Raw genomic sequence first — 17,785 nt, forward strand, 5'->3', positions numbered from 1 at the left:
GGGAATTACGTTCCATGGCAACGACACTCGTCATCGATCCGGTCACCCGCATCGAGGGTCACGGCAAGGTCGTCATCGAACTCGACGACGACCACAACGTGACCGATGCCAGGTTGCAGGTGGTGGAATTCCGGGGTTACGAGAAGTTCATCTGTGGCCACCCGTACTGGGAGGCGCCGGTTCTGATGCAGCGAATCTGCGGGATCTGCTTCGTCAGCCACCATCTGGCCGGGGCGAAGGCCCTCGACGACATGATCGGGGCGGGGGCTTCGCTCACCCCGACCGCGATCAAGATGCGCCGGCTCGGCCACTACGCGCAGATGCTGCAGTCCCACGTCACGGCCTACTTCTACCTCGTGGTGCCCGAGATGCTGTTCGGGATCGACGCCGCACCGGAGAAGCGGAACTTCATCGGGCTGATCGAAGCCAACCCCGAGCTCGTCAAACGCGTTGTCCGGCTGCGTAAGTGGGGCCAAGAGGTCATCGAGGCGGTATTCGGGAAACGCATGCACGGCATCTCGGCGGTGCCCGGCGGCGTGAACAAGAGCCTGACCCCCGCCGACGTGGACCGGTTCCTGCGCGGCGGGGACGGATTACCCTCGGTCGACCAGGTCATCGAGGACGCCCAGCTTGGGTTGCAGATGTTCTACGACTTCCACGAACAACATCGCGACGAGGTCGACACCTTCGCCACGGTGCCTTCGCTGAACATGTGCCTGGTCGACGACGACGGCAACGTCGACTACTACGACGGCCGGCTCCGGGTGACCGACGACGACAAGAACGTCGTGCGGGAGTTCGACTACCGCGACTATCTCGACCACTTCTCCGAAGCGGTCGAGAAGTGGAGCTACATGAAGTTTCCCTACCTCACCGACCTCGGCCGCGAGGCGGGATCGGTCCGGGTGGGACCGCTGGCGCGGCTCAACGTCACCAAGACGCTATCGACCCCGCTGGCCGCCGAAGCCTTGGACAGGTTCCACGCTTACACCGGTGGGCGCGCCAATACCATGACGCTGCACACCAATTGGGCGCGGACAATCGAGATCATCCACGCCGCCGAGGTGGTCAGGGATCTGCTCGCCGACCCCGACATCTGCAACGACGACCTCCTGGTGACACCCGCCCCGGAGGCCTGGGTCGGCGAGGGCATCGGCGTGGTGGAGGCACCGCGCGGCAGCCTGCTGCATCACTACCGCGCCGATCGGGAGGCGAACATCACCTTCGCGAACCTGATCGTCGCCACCACACAGAACAATCAGGTGCTCAACCGCACGGTGCGCAGCGTTGCCGAGCATTACCTCGGCGGCAAGACCGAAATCACCGAGGGCATGATGAACGCGATCGAGGTGGGCATCCGGGCCTACGATCCCTGCCTGAGCTGTGCCACCCACGCGCTGGGGCAGATGCCGCTGACCGTCACCGTGGTCGATGCGCAGGGGCGGGTGATCAATGAACAGTCTCGATGAATTTTTCGACAGCCCCGACAGTTTGATCTACGGCGTCGGCAACAGCGGCCGCGAAGACGACGGACTGGGCTGGGCATTCATCGACCGGCTCGAGGAGCACCCACCGCGGGCAGCTCTGCGGCGCACCTACCAGCTCAACCTCGAAGACGCCGATCTGATCAGCCGGTACGCCCGGGTGTTGTTCGTCGACGCGACCAAGGACCCGGCGGTGGAATCGTTCGCGGTCAGCCGCCCCGCGCCGGTGTTGGACTTCAGCTTCACCTCGCATGCGATGTCGGTACCGACGATCCTGGCGACCGCCGTGCAGTGCTTCGAGCGCATCCCGGATGCCTGCCTGCTGGCCATCCGCGGTTATCGGTGGGAGCTGCGGCAGGGGATGACCCCGGCCGCCGAACGCAATCTCGAGCGCGCATTGAGCCTGCTGACATCGCGAGCCGCTAGATCACCGCACCGGGGTTGAGGATCCCGTCGGGGTCCAGCGCGGTCTTGATCCTGCGGTTGAGCTCCATGGCCTCCGGGCCGAGCTGACCCGCCAGCCAGGGCTTCTTCAGCCGGCCGACGCCGTGCTCGCCGGTGATCGTCCCGCCCAGCGACACCGCCAGATCCATGATCTCGCCGAACGCCTGCTCGGCGCGCTGCGTCATCGCGGCGTCGGCGGGGTCGTACACGATCAGAGGGTGGGTGTTGCCGTCCCCGGCGTGCGCGATCACCGAGATCGTCAGGTCCCGGTCGGCCGCGATCTTGGCCACCCCGCCGACCAACTCGGCCAGCGCGGGCAGCGGCACCCCGACGTCCTCGAGCAGCAGCGAACCCTTGGCCTCCACCGCGGGGATCGCGAACCGCCGGGCCGCCACGAACGCCTCGCCCTCGTCCGGGTCGGCCGTCGAAAAGCATTCGGTCGCACCGGCTTCGGTGAACACCCGGGCCATGTATTCGGCGTCTTGCGCGCCGGTCGCCCCGCGGTCGTCGGAGGCGGCCACCATCATCGCCGCCGCGGAACGGTCCAGCCCCATCCGCAGCTTGTCCTCGACGGCGTTGATCGCCACCGCGTCCATGAACTCCAACATCGAGGGCCGGATGCGGTTGGTGATCGTGAGCACGGCCCCGGCCGCCGCCTCCACCGAGTCGAACGTCGCCACCACCGTGCACGCCGAGGGCTGCGGTGGCAGCAGGCGCAGCGTCACCTCGGTGATCACCCCCAGGGTGCCCTCGCTGCCGACGAACAGCTTGGTCAGCGAGAGCCCGGCCACGTCTTTCAGCCGTGGTCCACCGAGACGCACCGCTGTCCCGTCGGCCAGCACGACCTGCAGTCCGAGCACGTAATCGGTTGTCACGCCGTACTTTACGCAGCACAGTCCGCCGGCGTTGGTGGCGATGTTGCCGCCGATGCTGCAGATCTCGTAGGACGACGGGTCCGGCGGGTACCACAGGCCGTATTCGGCGACCGCCTTCTTCACCTCGGCGTTGAGCAGCCCCGGCTGGGCGACGGCCGTGCGGGTCACCGGGTCGACGGTGATGTCGCGCATCTTCTCCGTGGACAGCACGATCCCGCCGTTGACGGCCGTCGCGCCGCCGGATAAACCGGTGCCCGCGCCGCGCGGCACCACCGCGATCCGATTCTGCGAAGCCCAGCGCAACACCGTCTGCACCTCTTCGGTGCGGGTCGGGCGGATCACCGCCAACGGCGTGCCCGCCGCGGGATCGGCGGCCCGGTCCTGCCGGTAGGAGGCCACGATGTCGGGGTCGGTGACGACGACCCCGTCGGGCAATTCGGCGGCCAGGCCGGCCAGGGTGCTCACGGCCATTGGGCCATCTTAGGCGGGGGTCTTGTGGGGCTCTGGTTCGTCGTCGAGTTCGCGCAGCGCGGGCAGCCACGGACACAGCAGTCCGATCACCAGGATCGGCACCGCCAGCACCAGGAACGTCACCTTCAAGCCGAAGGTGTCGACCAGTGGCCCGGCCAGCATGAACCCGATCGGCCCCGCGGCATACGTCATCGATGTCATCACCCCGACCACCCGGCCGCGCAGTTCCTCAGGCGTGCGAGTCTGCATGATCGTGTTGTAGATCGGGCCGATCGGTCCGTAGACCAGGCCGACCACCGCGGCGAACGACAGGATCACCGGCAGCGGCGGCAGGAACGCGATCACGGCCACGGCGATGCCGAACGTCAGCACCGCCGTCAGTACCGTCCTGCGCTTGCTGGAGTACTTCGACAGCACCGTCCAGCTCAGCGCTCCGATCAGCCCGCCGACCGAGAGTGCCATCAACACCCAGCCGAGCTGGGCCGGCTCGTTGCGGTCGGTGAAGTACTTGGGGAACAGCACGCTTTCCATCGGCAGGTAGAGACCCGTGACGGCGAGGTCGATGAGTCCCAGTGTGCGAAGTACCCGGTTGTGCCAGACGAACTTCAGCCCCTCGACGACACCGGAAACCACACTCTCCGGGAGCTTTTCACGGGCGGGCCGGCCGGTGCCCTCGAGTCGCAGGACCCCCATCGCCAGGATCGCGAGCCCGAACAGGGCCGCGGTGACCCACATGGTGTTGACCCCGCCGAGCGTCGCGATCAGCAGACCTCCGATGCCGGGCCCGGTGATGTAGGCCAGGTTGAACACCGCCTCGTAGACGCTGTTGGTGTGATCACGGGTCCAGCCCGCCTTGCCGGCCGCCTCGGGCAGCATCGACTGCCGCGCGGTCATGCCGGCCGGATCGAAGAACGCACCCAGGGCCGCCAGGCCCGCCAGCACCAGCGTGTTCAGCACGTCGGTGCCGAACGCGATGGCCAGTAGCGGGATCGCCGCGACCGCGATGGCCGACAGGGCATCGGAGAGCATGGCCACCCGGCGCCGGCCGATGAAGTCGACGGCGGCACCGGCGATGAGCGTGGCGAACAGCAGTGGCAGGGTCGCCGCACCCGCGACGATCGCGGCATCCACCGCGTTGCCGGTGCGCTGCAGGACCAGCCACGGGAACGCGACCATCGAGATCCCGTTGGCGCCTGCGGCCAGGAATGTCGAGGACAAGATCAGCAGCGCGGGTACGCGCGTGGTGGTCACCGGCAGAGCTTAATTTGGACTGGTGACCGTCCTTCCGCATCCGCGCACCGGCGTCGTCTTCGAATCGCCGGTTCCGCCGGGGGCAGGCTGGCCGGGTGATCCCGCGGTGCCCGAGACCCCGATGGCCGCCGACGCCGCAGCGGTGGCCACGTTGGCCGCGACAGCTGGGGATCTGACTGCCCTCGATGCGCTGGTCAGCGTGTGCCGGGCCTGTCCACGGCTGGTCGCCTGGCGTGAGGACGTGGCGATCGCCAAGCGGCGATCATTCGCAGGCGAGCCGTACTGGGGCCGCCCGATCGCCGGGTGGGGCTCACAGCGGCCGAAGATTCTGGTCCTGGGGCTGGCGCCCGCCGCGCACGGTGGCAACCGGACGGGCCGGGTGTTCACCGGCGACCGCTCGGGTGATCAGCTGTTCGCCGCATTGCACCGCGCCGGGCTGGTGAACCAGCCGACCAGTGTCGACGCCGCGGATGGCTTGACTACCAACGACATTCGAGTGGTTGCGGCGGTGCGGTGCGCCCCGCCCGCCAACAAGCCGGCCCCCGACGAGCGGGCGACGTGCGAGCCGTGGCTGACCGCCGAGTGGCAGATGATCGCCCCGTCGGTGCGGGTGATCGTCACCTTGGGCGGATTCGGCTGGCAGGCCGCGCTGAGGCTGCTCGCCGACGACCTGCCCGGGGTGGCCAAGCCGAAGTTCGGCCACGGGGCGCTCGTCGAACTGCCGTCGGGCCGGGTGCTGCTCGGCTGCTATCACCCCAGCCAGCAGAACATGTTCACCGGCCGGCTCACCCCGGCCATGCTCGACGACGTCTTCAGGGAAGCACACGCGCGGGCATATCGTTGAGACTGCCATGCGTCTTTCTGTTCTCGACCTTGTCCCGGTGCGCACTGACCAGACCACCGGCGACGCGCTGGCGGCCACCGTGCTGCTGGCGCAGACCGCCGACCGGCTGGGATTCACCCGGTATTGGCTGGCCGAGCATCACAACATGCCTGCGGTCGCGGCCACCAGCCCACCGGTTCTGATCGCGTACCTGGCCGCCCAGACCACGCAGCTGCGGCTGGGGTCGGGCGGGGTGATGCTGCCCAACCACGCGCCGCTGGCCGTCGCCGAGCAGTTCGCCCTGCTGGAGGCCGCCGCCCCGGGCCGCATCGACCTGGGCATCGGCCGGGCGCCCGGCTCGGATCCGGTGACGTCGATCATGCTGCGTGGCACCCGGGACGACTCCGATGTCGAGAATTTCCCGCAGTACCTCGACGACGTCGCGGCGTTGATGAGCGCGCACGGGGTGCGCATCCCGATCCGCAACCAGGACTACATCCTCAAGGCCACTCCCGCGGCCGTCGACGAGCCGCGGCTGTGGCTGCTGGGTTCGTCGATGTATTCGGCGCACCTGGCCGCCGCCAAGGGGCTGCCGTACGTGTTCGCCCATCACTTCGCCGGGCAGGGCACCGTCGAGGCACTTGCGACCTACCGGTCGGAGTTCCGGCCCAGTGACGTGGCTGCCGAGCCGGTGACGTTCATGACGGTCAACGCGGTGGTCGCACCCACGCGGGCCGAAGCCGAGGCGCTGTTGCTACCGAACCTGCAGATGATGGCCAGGCTGCGCACCGGCCAACCCCTGGGCCCGCTCGACCTCGTCGAGGATGCCGCCGCGCTGACGATGCACCCGCAGGCCGAGGCCGTCATCGCGGCGGGCCGCGCCAAGGCGGTGGTGGGTTCGCCGTCCGAGGCGGCCGAGCAGGTTCGGGCGGTGGCCGACGAATTCGACGTCGATGAGGTGATGGTCAATCCCGTCGCCTCGGCGTATCGCGGCACCGACCCTGCAACGGCGCCGGCGCGTGAGGTCACGTTGGAGCTGCTGGCCAAAGAGCTGTTCTAGGGAAGGGTTTTCGGCTCAGGGTGTCAGGCGCACGACCGGAATCGGCCGCGTGGTCCCTTGCTGGTAGTCGCTGTACCGGCCGCCGTTCGCCGAATCGCAGAGTTGCCACAACCGCGCGTAGTCGGGGTCGTCGGGCAACAGGACATGCGCGGTGACCGCCAAACGCCTTCTGCCCAAGTTGATCTCGACACGGGGCTGCGCCCGGATATTGTGATACCAGGCCGGGTTGCGGTCGGCGCCGCCATTGGACGCAACCACCAGGTAGTCGCTTCCGTCGCGGTAGTACGCAAGCAGAATCGACCGTGGCTGACCGGTTTTCGCGCCGACGGTGTGCAGCATCAGCGACGGCGGCACGCCGGGCATCCGGTGCCCGATCCATCCGTTGGTGCGCCGGTAAATCCAGTCATGCACTTTGACGAACGCCAACAGTCCTTTATTGCCCAATGACGTCATGGCCCACTCTCATCCGGTTTTATCCAGTGCTGCCAGGGCGTCGCGCAGAATTCGCCCGGTGTTCTCGCGGTCGGGATCGCGGCGCAGCAGCATCCCCTTGGCCAACGAGATCTTGTCGCCGTCGCGGCGCGGCATCACGTGCAGGTGGATGTGGAACACCGTCTGGAAGGCCGACTTGCCGTCGTTGATGGCGATGTTGTTTCCGGTCGCGCCGAGCGCAGAGGCGCGGGTGGCTTGGGCGATTCGCTGCCCGACGGCCAGCATCCCGGCCAGCGTCTGCGCGGGGGTATCGGTGAGGTCGACGCTGTGCCGCTTGGGAATGACCAGCGTGTGCCCGATCGTGAACGGTCGGATATCGAGGATGCCCAGGTAGTCGTCGTCCTCGTAGACGCGGATGGCCGGCGCCGTACCGGCGACGATCTCGCAGAACACGCATGCCATCTCGCCACCGTAGCGGTCGGCGCTACGCTGCCGCAGATGGACTCCACCGACATTGCGTTTGCCGGCGCCGCCGAGCAGGCCCGCATGCTCGTCAACGGCACGATCACCGCCCCGGGGCTCTTGGAGCTCTATCTCGACCGGATCGCCCGGGTCGACCGAGAGCTGCGCTCCTATCGTGTGGTCTTCACCGACAGCGCGCGCCGCGAAGCCGTGGCAGCACAGGAGCTGCTCGACGCCGGCGAACGCAAGCCCCTGCTGGGGGTGCCGATCGCGATCAAAGACGACGTCGACGTCGCCGACGAGTTCACCTGCTACGGCAGCAGCGCCTACGGTTTGCCGCCGACGGCCGACGCCGAGGTGGTGCGCCGCTTGCGTGCGGCCGGCGCGGTGATCCTGGGCAAGACCGCGGTTCCGGAGATGATGCTGTGGCCCTTCACCGAGACCGTCGCATTCGGCGCCACGCACAACCCATGGGACCTCGCCCGGGCACCCGGCGGCAGCAGCGGCGGCAGTGGGGCGGCGGTGGCCGCGGGTCTGGCGCCGATGGCCCTGGGTTCCGATGGCGCCGGATCGATTCGGATCCCGTCGACCTGGTGCGGGCTCTTCGGCCTGAAGCCACAGCGCGACCGGGTGCCGATGGCCCCGCACGACGATGCCTGGTGCGGGCTGTCCGCCAACGGCCCGATGGCCCGCACCGTCGAGGACGCCGCGTTGTTCCTCGACGCGACGACGACGCAACCCGGCCCGTCGGGCGGATTCGTGGCGGCAGCCGCCCGCGAGCCCGGGAGGCTACGAATTGCGTTGAGCACCAAGATCCCGCCAACGGTCACCGCCCGCGTCGGAACGGCGCAGCAGAGGGCACTCGACGAAGCGGAGACGCTGTTGCGCGACCTCGGCCACGACGTGGTCTGGCGCGATCCCGACTACCCGGTCTGGGCGGTCTACGGCCATCTGCTGCCGCGGATGTGGCGGGGCTGCTACGAGGATGTCGCAGCGCTGCCACACCGTGAACGCCTCGAGCCCAGGACTAAAGGCATTGCCCGCCTTGGCCGGCTGATCTCTGAGCGCCAGATCGCTCGGGTGCGGGCCGCCGAACCTGCGCTGGCCGCGCGGGTGCAATCGATCTTCGACGATGTCGACGTGGTGATCACGCCCGGAACTGCGCTGGGCCCCTCCAGGATTGGCCAATACCAGCACCGCGGTGGGGTGTCGACGCTGGCGCGGGTGGCGTCTCGGGTGCCGTTCCAAGGTATCTTCAACGCCACCGGTCAACCCGCCGCCGTCGTGCCATGGGGCCTCGACCACGATGGCGTGCCGTTGTCGGTGCAGCTGGTCGGCCGGCCCTCCGATGAGGCGACGCTGTTGTCCTTGAGTCACCAGATCGAAACCGCCCGCCCATGGGCGCACCGGCGGCCGCCGGTGTCCTAGTCCATGGTCGCGGCAACGGCGATATGTCCTTGGAAATCAAGAGTATTCGCCATCGTGCGATATCGGTCGCGGTAGTTGCGATAGCCGGTGTAGTCGCCGTCGGCCCGTGCGAGCAGTGCGCGCAGCCGTAGCAGCGGCGGATCGAACAGGACGAAACCGGGATCCGTGGGCACCGCCGCCAGCCGCTCGATTGCCGTACGGGCCTCGCACACGTCGTCGGCGGTTCCACGTCGCAGGAGTGCTTCAACCAGAGCGGCGGTGGCCGGGCCACGCAGGATCATCTCGCCACCGCTGAAGGTGTCGTCGGCGACAGTTCTGGCCATCCTGATCGCGCCGTCGACATTTCCGAACCGCGCGCGGTGCGTTGCCAGCGCGATCGCGGGCGGAATCTGCCCAAGCGCGTTTTCCTGTTGGACGCCTGTTTCGAAAACCCCCTCAAGGACTTCGGCACCGGCCGCGGCGTCTGTATCGCCACGAGCCATCGCCGCCACGCCGTAGGCGAACCCGGCCATGCCGAGGGTGAAGTCGTCGCCTGATCGTTCCGCGGTGGTGTACGCATCCCGCACGGCTGCGAAGAATTCATCGTCGGCGACGAAGACGCCGTTGAGGAACAGCATTCCGGAGGCATACGAGACGACGATCACCCGCGTGACGGGGTCTGAATCAGTCGCCAGTGTGACCGCGTCTTTGAAGTCGTCGCGCCATCCTGGGCGGCCCAGCATGCAGCGGGCGAACCCGCGAAGCATTGTCGCCTGTGCCAGCGGGGACCCGATGAGCAGTTCGCCCATGGTGGAATCGCCTGCAGCTTGGTCGATCACGCGCTGTGCCGTCCGCGCTGCCGCCACCGCTTGGCCGGCATGCACCCGGGTCGAGATCACGCCGTGCAACAGGCCCACCGTGAGCCGGGGGTCGCCGATCGACTCGACGAGCTTCTCCTGTTCGGTGGCCAGCGCCGAGGCCTCATGGACGCGATTCAGCATGGTCATCGTGACCGGCAGGCCCGCCATCGCGATCGCCAGCGATCTGCGGTCACCGGCACGTTCGCACAGCTCGCGCAGCTCGTCGAAGCCGGTGTCGTCGATCCTGCCGCCGCCCCGATATGCACTGGCGCACAACAGGGTTCGCGGTGCAATCCGCAGCGCGAGGCTATCGGAGGAGTCCGCGGGCAGCAGATCAGCGACCTGTTTGGCGCGTTGCCAGCTGGCCCGGGCGGCAGCGATGTCGCGGTTGGTCAGCCACTGGCCGGCCCGCATGTGCCAGTCGAATGCCGTGCGCAGGTCGCCTGCCGCTTCGAGGTGCTCGGCGATCTCGGCGGCCTTGTTGTCGCCGCAGCTCCGTTCCTCGATTGCTGCGGCCAGCCGCCGATGCAGCTCGATGCGGTCGGACTTGAGCTGCGACTCGTAGGCGACGGTGCGAATGAGCGGGTGTTTGAACGCGAAGTCGTGGTGCGCCGTGAACTGCACGCGCGTCACGAGTTCCGCGTCGATGAGCTCACTGATCGATGGAGTGACGCCCAAGCCGTCGAGCAGTTCCGCATTGAAGCGCATGCCGATCACCGACGCGGCCGACAGCGTTCGTTTGGCCGCCGTTTCGAGGCGGTCGATACGCGCGGCGATCGCGGCCTGCAACGTGGCAGGCACCCGGATGTCGGCGATGTCAGCGCTGCAGCTGTATCCGGCCCGAACCCCCTCCAGCACACCGCGTTCAGCAAGATCGCGGACGATCTCCTCGGCAAAGAACGGATTACCTGCGGCCCGTGCGGCGATGTGCTCGACCAGGTTCGCCACGGAATTGTGCTGACCGAGTAGTTCGCTGGTCAGGGCCGCGGTCTGCGTGCTGCTCAGCGGTCGCAGCGTGATTGTCTGAGCGCCTTGCACATTCGCCAGTGCACCGCGGTACTCGGGTCGATAGGTGATGAGAACGACCGACGGTGTCTGCGGCGCCAGTTCGACAAAGCTGGTCAGCAGAGCCTCGCTCGGTTCGTCGATCCAGTGTGCGTCCTCGATGACGAACACCGTCGGCTCCTGCCGAGACATGAGCGCGGCATCGAGGAGGCCGGTCAGTCTGCGTCGCCGCGCGTCGGCCTCGATGGCCGGCGCCTCGATGCCGGGTTCGGCGATCCTCAACAGATCGTCCAGAAGCAGCAAGTCATCGGGATTGGCGTCAGGGGTGCGGCTGCGGATCTTCGCCCTGGCGGTTGCGTTGTCCAGGGCCGAGATGTCCAGAACGGCGGTCAGTAGCGCTGCGACAGCGTGAAACGGAAGGTCGCTGGTGTGCGACTCGCAGATGGCGCTGAACACGTCGAGGTTGCGCTCGGTGGCGCGGCTGGTGATCTCTCGGACCATGCGGCTCTTGCCGATCCCGGCCGGACCGACCAGTCCCACAACGCAGCTTGTCCCGTCGATGGCGTCGTCGAGCATGCCTGCGATGCTGGCCAATTCCCAGGTACGGCCGACCAGCGCGGTCTCCGCCGTCCGCCTCCGGCGCAGCGGGCCCGACGCTCCCAGCAGGCGCCGAGCCGGCACCGGCGCTTGTGCGCCCTTGACGTGAACCCGCTCCGGATCACCCAGTTCGACAGTCTCCTCGACCAGGTTGGCGGTGGACTCGCTGAGCATCACCCCGCCGGGCGGGGCGACCGACTCCATCCGCTGAGCCAGTCCCACCTGTTCGCCGACCGCGGTGTAACTCGTTGGGCTGGAGGTGATGTCGCCGGTGATCACCTGACCGGAGTTCAGGCCGACTCGCAGCCGGAACGGCAGTCCGTCGTGGTGCTCGATCTCGACGGCCAGCTGCTCGGCTTCCTTCTGGAGGTCCAGCGCCGCCAGGCAGGCGCGAAACGCGTGGTCTTCGAGGGCGACCGGTGCGCCGAAGATCGCCATGATGCCGTCCCCGGTGAACTTGTCGACTGTGCCGCCGTAGCGGGTGACCACTGCGGTGGCCCGGTTGACCAGCCCGGTCATGATTTCGCGCAATCGTTCCGTCCCCAGCGCGGCGGCGATGTCCATCGAGCGGACCACGTCGGCGAACAGCACGGTGACCTGTTTGTACTCCGCCGGTGTCTCGATGTCGGTGAGCGGTGCCCCGCAGGAGTCGCAGAACCGCGCGCCCTGACGCGGTTGGGCGCCGCACACTCGGCACGGCGTGCTTTCGACCGCCACCCGACGAGAATATGCGGCGCTGGCCTGCGCCGAAGGCTTATCGCGAGCCGGATAGTGCGGCGCGCCAGGCCGAAAGTTTGTCGGGGTAACTCATGGTCTGTGCGGGGCTGGTCGACGGCAAGCGCACGGCGTCGCACACCGTGATGGTGACCAGCCTGGTGAAGTTGCGTTCGGCGGCGGCGCCGTTGAAATACACCCGCCCGGCGTTCGGGTGCGCGGCGAAGAAGCTGACGAAGTCGTTGGCCACCATGCTGTCCGGCGCGATCGCGGAATCCAGGCTGCCGACCCGCCGGCATTGCTTGAGCACATCCCAGACGGCGATGCCATGACGGTCGAGCATCGCGATCCGCTGCTCATATGGGGCATCAGGTGCGCAATCGAACAGCTCACCCATGATGCGCCAGAACGCGTTTCGTGGGTTGCCGTAGTACTGTCCGGACGCCAGCGACAGCACGCTGGGCATATTGCCGAGGATCACCAGCTTCGCATCAGGGGAGCCGATCGGCGGCAGCCCCTCCAGGAGCGGGGATCGTGACATCACAGAAGACGGTATACGTTGGGTCGGTGACCGACACCGTCGACCCGGACGCCGCCGGACTGCTCGACGGGTTAACCGGTGATGCCCGCGCCCAGCGGGCCGAATTGATTCCCTGGCTGCTGGAGCAGGGCATCTCGGTCGAAGAGATTCGGGGATCGTTCGCACCGATGCTACTTCCGGGCCGCCATACCCTCGGTGACGACGGCACCCGGCTGTCGGTACGGCAGATCAGCGAGCGGACCGGCCTGGAGATCGACCAGCTCACGCGATTACTGAGGGCCAGCGGGCTCGCGTCGGTCGAGGACCCCGACGCGCAGGTGTACCTGCGACCAGACGCCGAGGTTGTCGACCACTTCAAGCGATTTCTGGAACTGGGCCTGGATCCCGATCAGGTACTGACGGTGGTTCGAGTACTGGCAGAAGGGCTTTCGCACGCCGCCGAGGCGATCCGGTACACCGGGGTTGCAGCGACGATGCAGGACACCGGCACCACAGAGCTCGAGATGGCCAAGGGCGTGCAGGCGTTGGTGAGTACAGCGGCCCCGCTGCTGGGGCCGATGATCCAGGACATGCTGATGCTCCAGCTGCGGCACGCGATGGAAACCGAGGCGGTCAACGCAAACGAACGGGCCGCAGGCGCCCCGCTGCCCGGGGCTCGCCTGGTGGCGGTCGCCTTCGCCGACCTGGTCGGGTTCACCCGGCTGGGCGAGACGGTGCCGCCCGAGGAACTCGAACAACTCGCCAACCGCCTCGCCGACGCGGCCCGTGATGTGGCCGTGCCCCCGGTTCGCTTCGTCAAGACCATCGGCGACGCGGTGATGCTGGTGTCCACGAACGCGGCGGCGCTGCTCGATGCGATGTTGACGCTGGTGGAGGCGACCGAGGCCGATCAGGCGCTGCCACAGTTGCGGGTGGGCGTGGCTTTCGGGCCTGCGGTGAGCCGGGTGGGCGACTGGTTCGGCAGCTCGGTCAACCTGGCCAGCCGAGTCACATCGGCCGCCCGGCCGGGAGCAGTGCTGGTTGCGCAGGCGGCCCGCGAGGAGATCGGCGACGACCCCGCTTTCGATTGGTCGTTCGCCAAGGCGCGCCGTCTCAAAGGAATCCAGGACGAAGTCAAGCTCTTCCGCGCTCGTCGCGCCGAAAAGCGCTGAGCGGAAGCAGTTTCAGTGCTTGCGCTTGCGCAGCATCGTCCAGCCACCGAACAGCACTGCCGCCAGCACCATCAGCACCGCCGTTCCCGGCCCGACTAGCCACCACACCAGGGCGGCAGCTGCGGCCGTCGGAACCCCCAGCACCAGCGCGACCATGGTGGGGTGCATACGCGCCACGTCACGCGCGGCCCTGGCGCGATCAGGGTCGAGCTCTTTGCCTGTCATGCCGCCATTATCCGTGTCCGCAACGGTTCCGTGCCCGTTCGCTCTGAGAGAATGCCTGGTGATCGTGATGTAACGGTGTAATCATGTAATCCATGAAACATCAGCACATGCATCGTCGGCCCGGCCGCCCCGGCGGCTGGCAGCAGGCCGACCAGCCCGACGCCACCGATGCCGGCGAGTGGTTCGCCGGACGACTTCCGGACGGATGGTTCGTGGGAGACCCCACGGTGATCGTCGACCGCGAGGAGATCACCGTCATCGGCCGACTCCCCGAGCCGGCCGACACGCCGGACAGCGAAGCGCGGGCTTCCGGTCGGGCGTCACGGTTCCGCGAGGAGACTCGTAGCGAGCGCATCCGGATCGCGGAGGAGGCTCAGGACAAGTACGGCCGCAAGGTGTCCTGGGGGGTTGAGCTGGGGACGGCAGAAGCGCCCGAGCGAATTCTGTTCACCCACATTGCCGTTCCGGTGATGACCCGGCTCAAGCAACCCGAGCGCCAAGTGCTCGACACTCTGGTCGATGCAGGGGTAGCCCGGTCCCGGTCTGACGCGTTGGCCTGGAGCGTGCGCCTCGTCGGTGAACATGCCGAGGAGTGGCTGGCCAAACTGCGCTCGGCGATGGCCGAGGTGGACGATCTGCGTGCCGAGGGGCCCGGGCTCTGAAGCCCGAATTGCTGTGGCAGCTGCGCCGCCGGCTTGTTCCCGGACCGGCAACGGGTGCAGCTCAATTCAGGTGAGTGGACGAGTCGCGGTCTGCAGAAGTCGGCGCGGGACTAGGGGTGGCCCCGCGCCGACTTCCGTTCAGTCCCGGGCCGGGCGGTTGGACTTCGCGCCGCGCTCGGGAGTGGGACTGGCGCCGGTGGCCGACTCGGTTCGGGTGCTGCTAGCCGACTTTCGCGACGCCGCTTTCGGCGGGGCGGTTGCCGGCGTCACCGAGTCGTGGGCTGCCGCGGTTTGCGGCTTCCGCAGTGAACTGACCGAAGGGACCGACGGTGCCGGCGGGATCGGGATTGTGACGTTGACCGGAATGACCTTGCCCACCGTGACTTGATCGACCTTCACGGTGCCGCCGATATTGCCGGTCAGCGCAAGGGAGTCGGCCTTGAGTTCGACCTTGAGTGAATCGGGGAAGTCGTAGCTGACGACATCGGTCCCGTTGACGGCGAGCAGCGTGCCGCCGAGCATGGCCGACACCGAGGCCTCGGCGATCACTCCGCCACACGACGCTGCGGCCGAACCCAGGCACAGCTTGCCGTCGACCTTGAACTGCCCGCTGGGCAGCGTCGTTCCAATCTTGGTCGCCCCCAACTTGATCGAGGCACCACCACCGCCCGCGTAGGGGGAGAAGCTGAGGGTGGCCTTCAGGCCACCGGAGGGAAGCACCGACAACTGGGCCTCGTAGGCGCCGAGGATCGCGCTGCCGCCGATCATGGTCTCGGGCACCGTGGCGCCACCCTGCAGGCCAGGCTCCAGGATCGTGCCTTTGACGCCGAAGCCGTATCCGTCCACGCCACCCCGATATTGGATGAGGTGCATCGTCGACTTGAGTTCGGGTGCCAGATCGATGGTCGGACCGGTCGCCCCGATCGGCGATAACACGACCGAGCTCTTCCAATCGGGCTCGAATCCCAGGTCCACCTTCGGAGCGGTGGTCGCCAGGGTGATGGGCAGAATGACGGTGTTCTTCACTTCGCCGGTGGGGCCGACAGCAGCGTCCCACGATGTCAGCGCCTCGCCGTCGAGACCTGCCAGCAGGTTGGGCGGAATGTCGAATCCGGCAGTGAGCTTGCGCGAGATGGTCAGGGGGCCGAGTTTCCCGGTGAAATCGATGATGGGGATGGTGGTCGCGGTCAGATCGACCCTCGCCTGAGTGGGTGTGCTGGATTCGAGTGCCGCGTCGGTATTTGCGGTGACCATGCCTGCCGCCAGCACACTTGTGGCCAGCCCAGCAAGGAAGGCATGCGTAATTGCCATACGGAACGCCTTTCGCGTCATTGGCGCTGTTCGCGAGATTGCGATAGCGGAACGACAGCGTATAACAAGTTTGCTGAAATTGCCGGTTTACGAAAAATCCCGTTACGACGGCTAAGCCTTGGTCATCGAGTAATAGGAGCCGCGGCGGGCCAGCAGTTCGGCATGGGTGCCCGCCTCGACGATCCGTCCGGCATCCATGACGAGGATCTTGTCGGCGTCGCGGATGGTCGACAGCCGGTGCGCGATGATGAAACTGGTCCGCTCCCGGCGCAATTCGGTCATCGCGTGCTGGATCAGCAGTTCGGTGCGGGTGTCCACCGAGCTGGTGGCCTCGTCGAGGATGAGCAGTTGCGGACGCGCCAAGAACGCCCGGGCGATGGTGATCAACTGCTTTTCGCCGGCGCTGATGTTCCCGCCGTCATCGCTGACCCGGGTCTCGTAGCCGCCCGGCAGCGTGTGCACGAACCGATCGACGTAGGCCGCCCGCGCGGCTTCGATCACCTCGTCCGGGGTCGCGCCGGGCTTGCCGTAGGCGATGTTCTCCGCGATGGTGCCGCCGAAGAGCCAGGTGTCCTGCAAGACCATGCCGATCCGCGAGCGCAACGATTCCCGGCTGATGCCGGCGATGTCGGTACCGTCGAGCAGAATCCGCCCGGCATCGACGTCGTAGAACCGCATCAGCAGGTTGACCAGGGTGGTCTTGCCCGCGCCGGTCGGCCCGACGATGGCCACCGTGCTGCCCGGTTCGGCGACCAGTGACAGATCCTCGATCACCGGGGTCCCGGGCAGGTAGCAAAACGACACATTCTGGAACTCGACGCGTCCACGGGCGTTGCCCGGCAACGCGATTGGCGTATCGGGTGATTCCTCGGGTTCGTCGAGAAAGTCGAACACCCGCTCGGCGCTGGCGACGCCCGACTGCAGTGTGTTGTACATGCCCGCAACCTGGGTCAGCGGCTGGTTGAACTGGCGGACGTATTGGATGAAGGCCTGGATGCTGCCCAGCGTGATCTGTCCGGTCGCGACCTGATAACCGCCGACCACGGCGACCGCGACATAGCTGAGGTTCCCGATGAACGTCGTCGCCGGTGACACCAGGCCGGAGAAGAACTGCGCGCCGAAACTCGCGTGGTAGACGTCGGAGTTGAAGTCGCGGAACTTCTCCTGGGCGACGGCCCGGTGCCCGTACGTCCTGACGACGGTGAAGCCGCTGTAGGTCTCCTCGATGTGCGCGTTGAGCCGGCCGGTGTTGGTCCACTGGGCGATGAACATCCGCTGCGAACGGCGCGCGATCGCCCGGGTCACCCACAGCGACAACGGAACTGTGACGACGGTGATCAACGCCAGCAGGGGTGAGATGCTCAGCATCATCGCCAGGACCGCGACCACGGTCAGCACCGAGGTCAGGAGCTGGCTGATCGTCATCGACACCGACGACTGGATGTTGTCCACGTCGTTGGTGACCCGGCTCAGCAACTCGCCGCGTTGCCGCGAGTCGAAGTAGGACAACGGCAGCCGGTGGATCTTGTTCTCGACGTCGGCGCGCAGTGCGGTGATCGTGCGCTGCACGATCACGTTGAGCAGCCGGGCCTGCGCCCAGACCAACAGTGCAGCAACGATATACAGCCCCAGGGCAAGCAACAGGGTGTGGGCCACCGCGGTGAAGTCGACACCGCGACCGGGAACCACGTCGGTGCCGGACAGCAGGTCGGCGAACGTGTTGTCGCCGCGCGCCCGGGCCGCGGCGACGGCCTGCTCCTTGGTGATGCCGGCCGGCAGTTGCCTGCCGATGACACCGTTGAACAACAGATCGGTGGCGTGTCCGAGGATGCGGGGGCCGATGACGCCGAGTGCGATGCCGCCGATCGACAACGCGATCACCGCGGCGGTCGGCCACCGCTGCGGGGTCAGCCGGCGAACCAGCCGCAGCGCCGACCCGGTGAAGTCCCGCGAGCGGGCTTGGCGCGGATCCTGCGTCATCGTGCGCAGCCCGCCGCCTCGCATCCCCGG

General features: G+C 67.4%; 16 protein-coding genes. 7 read left to right on the forward strand and 9 right to left on the reverse strand.

All coding sequences use genetic code 11. From position 1 onward, the window contains the following. Positions 1-14: 14 nt before the first annotated feature. Positions 15-1,469, forward strand: a complete 1,455-nt coding sequence (locus HPC46_RS16175; protein WP_179471577.1) for a Ni/Fe hydrogenase subunit alpha — start codon at positions 15-17, stop codon at positions 1,467-1,469. Then, positions 1,453-1,929, forward strand: a complete 477-nt coding sequence (locus HPC46_RS16180) for a hydrogenase maturation protease (protein ID WP_179471579.1) — start codon at positions 1,453-1,455, stop codon at positions 1,927-1,929. Before HPC46_RS16175 ends, HPC46_RS16180 begins: the two co-directional genes overlap by 17 nt. Here HPC46_RS16180 and HPC46_RS16185 read toward each other — a convergent pair. Together HPC46_RS16185 and HPC46_RS16190 are read right to left on the reverse strand one after the other, a co-directional pair. Continuing rightward, positions 1,907-3,274, reverse strand: coding sequence for an FAD-binding oxidoreductase (locus HPC46_RS16185; RefSeq protein WP_179471581.1), 1,368 nt, complete (start codon positions 3,272-3,274; stop codon positions 1,907-1,909). The two genes, HPC46_RS16180 and HPC46_RS16185, sit on opposite strands and share 23 nt — an antisense overlap. A gap of 9 nt (positions 3,275-3,283) precedes the next feature. Next, positions 3,284-4,525 carry a multidrug efflux MFS transporter Tap gene (locus tag HPC46_RS16190; RefSeq protein ID WP_179471583.1) on the reverse strand — a complete coding sequence of 414 codons (1,242 nt, stop codon included), beginning with the start codon at positions 4,523-4,525 and terminating at the stop codon, positions 3,284-3,286. 22 nt (positions 4,526-4,547) lie between these two features. Between HPC46_RS16190 and HPC46_RS16195 the strand changes: the two genes are divergently transcribed. After that, positions 4,548-5,369, forward strand: a complete 822-nt coding sequence (locus HPC46_RS16195) for a uracil-DNA glycosylase (protein WP_179471585.1) — start codon at positions 4,548-4,550, stop codon at positions 5,367-5,369. Positions 5,370-5,376: 7 nt separating this feature from the next. Next, positions 5,377-6,408 carry an LLM class flavin-dependent oxidoreductase gene (locus HPC46_RS16200; RefSeq protein WP_179471587.1) on the forward strand — a complete coding sequence of 344 codons (1,032 nt, stop codon included), beginning with the start codon at positions 5,377-5,379 and terminating at the stop codon, positions 6,406-6,408. A gap of 15 nt (positions 6,409-6,423) precedes the next feature. Here HPC46_RS16200 and HPC46_RS16205 read toward each other — a convergent pair whose 3' ends face one another. Both HPC46_RS16205 and HPC46_RS16210 read right to left on the reverse strand, forming a co-directional pair. Continuing rightward, positions 6,424-6,861, reverse strand: a complete 438-nt coding sequence (locus HPC46_RS16205; RefSeq protein WP_179471589.1) for a nitroreductase family deazaflavin-dependent oxidoreductase — start codon at positions 6,859-6,861, stop codon at positions 6,424-6,426. 9 nt (positions 6,862-6,870) lie between these two features. Then, positions 6,871-7,302 carry an HIT family protein gene (locus HPC46_RS16210; RefSeq protein ID WP_179471591.1) on the reverse strand — a complete coding sequence of 144 codons (432 nt, stop codon included), beginning with the start codon at positions 7,300-7,302 and terminating at the stop codon, positions 6,871-6,873. 36 nt (positions 7,303-7,338) lie between these two features. Here HPC46_RS16210 and HPC46_RS16215 point away from each other — a divergent pair, with 36 nt between their 5' ends. Beyond that, positions 7,339-8,730 carry an amidase gene (locus tag HPC46_RS16215; protein ID WP_179471593.1) on the forward strand — a complete coding sequence of 464 codons (1,392 nt, stop codon included), beginning with the start codon at positions 7,339-7,341 and terminating at the stop codon, positions 8,728-8,730. Here HPC46_RS16215 and HPC46_RS16220 read toward each other — a convergent pair. Both HPC46_RS16220 and HPC46_RS16225 read right to left on the reverse strand, forming a co-directional pair. Continuing rightward, positions 8,727-11,888 (reverse strand): ATP-binding protein, encoded by a 3,162-nt coding sequence (locus HPC46_RS16220; protein WP_179471595.1) that lies wholly within the window; start codon positions 11,886-11,888, stop codon positions 8,727-8,729. The two genes, HPC46_RS16215 and HPC46_RS16220, sit on opposite strands and share 4 nt — an antisense overlap. A gap of 37 nt (positions 11,889-11,925) precedes the next feature. Then, positions 11,926-12,426 carry a DNA-deoxyinosine glycosylase gene (locus HPC46_RS16225; protein ID WP_179471597.1) on the reverse strand — a complete coding sequence of 167 codons (501 nt, stop codon included), beginning with the start codon at positions 12,424-12,426 and terminating at the stop codon, positions 11,926-11,928. A gap of 26 nt (positions 12,427-12,452) precedes the next feature. Between HPC46_RS16225 and HPC46_RS16230 the strand changes: the two genes are divergently transcribed. Next, positions 12,453-13,577: an adenylate/guanylate cyclase domain-containing protein gene (locus tag HPC46_RS16230; RefSeq protein WP_179471599.1), complete on the forward strand. Its 1,125-nt coding sequence runs from the start codon at positions 12,453-12,455 to the stop codon at positions 13,575-13,577. Positions 13,578-13,589: 12 nt separating this feature from the next. Here HPC46_RS16230 and HPC46_RS16235 read toward each other — a convergent pair whose 3' ends face one another. After that, a complete protein-coding gene (locus tag HPC46_RS16235) occupies positions 13,590-13,802 on the reverse strand; it encodes a hypothetical protein (protein ID WP_179471601.1) in 213 nt (70 codons plus the stop codon). 92 nt (positions 13,803-13,894) lie between these two features. On the opposite strand from HPC46_RS16235, the gene HPC46_RS16240 reads away from it, so the two are divergent. Continuing rightward, positions 13,895-14,464, forward strand: coding sequence for an ATP-binding transcription factor AbmR (locus tag HPC46_RS16240; protein ID WP_179471603.1), 570 nt, complete (start codon positions 13,895-13,897; stop codon positions 14,462-14,464). 138 nt (positions 14,465-14,602) lie between these two features. On the opposite strand, the gene HPC46_RS16245 is transcribed toward HPC46_RS16240, so the two are convergent. Both HPC46_RS16245 and HPC46_RS16250 read right to left on the reverse strand, forming a co-directional pair. Beyond that, positions 14,603-15,775 carry a hypothetical protein gene (locus HPC46_RS16245; RefSeq protein ID WP_179471605.1) on the reverse strand — a complete coding sequence of 391 codons (1,173 nt, stop codon included), beginning with the start codon at positions 15,773-15,775 and terminating at the stop codon, positions 14,603-14,605. Between the two features lie 111 nt (positions 15,776-15,886). Further along, positions 15,887-17,779 carry an ABC transporter ATP-binding protein gene (locus HPC46_RS16250; RefSeq protein WP_179471671.1) on the reverse strand — a complete coding sequence of 631 codons (1,893 nt, stop codon included), beginning with the start codon at positions 17,777-17,779 and terminating at the stop codon, positions 15,887-15,889. Positions 17,780-17,785: the final 6 nt, after the last annotated feature.

It is taken from the genome of Mycolicibacterium vinylchloridicum, assembly GCF_013404075.1.
GTDB lineage: Bacteria > Actinomycetota > Actinomycetes > Mycobacteriales > Mycobacteriaceae > Mycobacterium > Mycobacterium vinylchloridicum.